Origin of the sequence: Chromobacterium aquaticum (assembly GCF_021129195.1) — a bacterium.
GTDB lineage: Bacteria > Pseudomonadota > Gammaproteobacteria > Burkholderiales > Chromobacteriaceae > Chromobacterium > Chromobacterium aquaticum.
In genome coordinates this window covers 253-2060 of the sequence record NZ_JAJOHW010000209.1, presented here as the reverse complement: position 1 = coordinate 2060, position 1808 = coordinate 253, and the positions used below count along the sequence as shown (strand labels likewise).

The 1808-nt window shown below is 69.7% G+C and carries 2 protein-coding genes and 1 pseudogene; all 3 read right to left on the bottom strand.

All coding sequences use genetic code 11. From position 1 onward, the window contains the following. On the bottom strand, positions 1-618 hold a 618-nt coding region (locus LQT98_RS22920; RefSeq protein WP_231465469.1), incomplete at its 3' end, for a TolC family protein. Beyond that, positions 615-1535 carry an HlyD family secretion protein gene (locus LQT98_RS22915; RefSeq protein ID WP_053074455.1) on the bottom strand — a complete coding sequence of 307 codons (921 nt, stop codon included), beginning with the start codon at positions 1533-1535 and terminating at the stop codon, positions 615-617. The genes LQT98_RS22920 and LQT98_RS22915, both read right to left, overlap by 4 nt. After that, positions 1532-1808, bottom strand: a pseudogene (locus tag LQT98_RS24270) (ATP-binding cassette domain-containing protein); the annotation flags it as partial. The pseudogene LQT98_RS24270 and the gene LQT98_RS22915, both read right to left, overlap by 4 nt.

The window sequence follows — 1808 nt, the reverse complement described above, 5'->3', positions numbered from 1 at the left end:
GCCGACGCGGCGCTTGGCGGCGACGCTGCCCAGCAGCCGCTGGCGCAGCTGCGTGTTTTCCCTGGCCAGGTCGACATCGGCGATCAGCTCCGCCCGCGTCAGCCACAGCTCGGCGGTTTGCCGCGCCAGGCTGAGCTGCAGCGCGTCGCGGTCGCCGCCGCTGGCCTTGAGATCGGCGCGTCCGGCGCGCACCGCGGCGCTGATTCGGCCGCGCAAATCCACCTCGTAAGCCAGCGCCAGCCGCGTGCTGTAGCGGGTGCTGGGGTTGGCGGTGTCTTCGCCCACTTCGCCCAGGTCGAACTTGGACAGCTTGCGCCGCTCCACCGATTGTTCGAAGTCCAGCTTGGGATAGCGGTCGGCGTTGACCACGCCCAGTTCGGCGCGGGCGGCGTCCAGCCGCGCCAGGCTGGCGGCCAGATCGGTGTTGCCGGCGCGCACCGTGGCGATCCACTGGCCGAGGCCGGGGTCGCCGAAGCCGTCCCAGGCCTGGGCGTCCGGGCTGTTGCCGGGCAGCGCCTGGCGGTAATGCTGCGGCAGCGCCGGCGCGGGGCGCGCGGCTTCCAGTCCGGCGCAGCCGGCGAGCGCCAGGCTGAGCAGCAGAACTATCGTTTTTTTCATGGCTTGCCCGCCTTGCCCGGACGGGCGATGCGCACCAGCACCCGCTGGCCGATGCGGATTTCCGGCGCGTCCACCAGCGCCAGCACGCATTCGATCACCCGCACATCCTGTTTCTCATTCGGGTCGTCGTTGTCCGGCCGGTTGCCGAACACCTGGCCCAAGCGCAGTACCTTGGCCTTGTAGACCTTGGTTTCGTCGGCCTCCAGCGTCACCTCGGCCGCCTGGCCCGCTTCCACCGCGCCGACATAGCGTTCTTCCAGGTCCGCGCGCACGATGCGCGGCGAGTTGGGGGCGAACATGAACAGCGGCGTCACGTTCAAGGTGGAGGTGCCGTCGCCGGGGCGGGCCTGGCGGCGGATGATGCGGCCGGCCAGCGGCGCGCGCACCACGTGTTGATCCACTTCCAGCTTGCTGGCCGCCACTTGCGCGTCGGAGGTGGCCACCACCGCCTGCTGGCGCGCCAGTTCGGAGGCGCTGAGCTTGACCTGGTCGCGAGCATTGTCCTTTTCCTGCCTGGACACCACTTCGTCGCCGCTGAGCGCGGACACGCGCTGCAGTTCGCGCTGGGCGATGGCGTGCTTCACTTGCAGCAGCGTCAGCGCCTGGCGCGCCTCGTCGCGCTCCTGCTCGCGCACCTTCATCGCCAGATTGGCCTCGCGGTCGTCGATGCGGGCCAATACCGCGCCGGGTTTGACCTCGGCGCCTTCTTCCACCAGCACTTCGCGAATGATGCCGGCGCGCGGCGCGGCGATATTGATCACGCCGCCCTCGATGCTGACCCGGCCCTTGGCGATGGCCGCCCAGGGTGATTGCTGGACCGGGGCGGGCGGGGGCGGTTCGGAGCAGCCGTTCAACAGCAGGCTCAGCGCCAGCAGCAGGGCGAGTCGGCGCGGGGTCTTGGGCACAGGGCTGCTCATGCTACCTCCATCGGGGTGTTATGGACGCGCAGGTCTTTGACCACCTGGCCGTCCTCAAGGGTGATGACGCGGTCGGCGTGTTTGATCAGGCGGTTGTCGTGCGACACGCCCAGCACCGTGGTGCCTTGTTCCTGGGCGATCTGGTGCAAGAGGTCGATCACGACCTGGCCGTTGTGGCTGTCCAGCGCGCTGGTGGGTTCGTCGGCGAACATCAGCTTGGGGCGCTTGACCAGCGCGCGCGCGATGGCGACGCGCTGCTTTTCGCCGCCGGAC

Excerpts from the sequence above, each read along its gene's own strand:
- LQT98_RS22915 (WP_053074455.1), bottom strand. The coding sequence starts at position 1,535 with ATGAGCAGCCCTGTGCCCAAGACCCCGCGCCGACTCGCCCTGCTGCTG.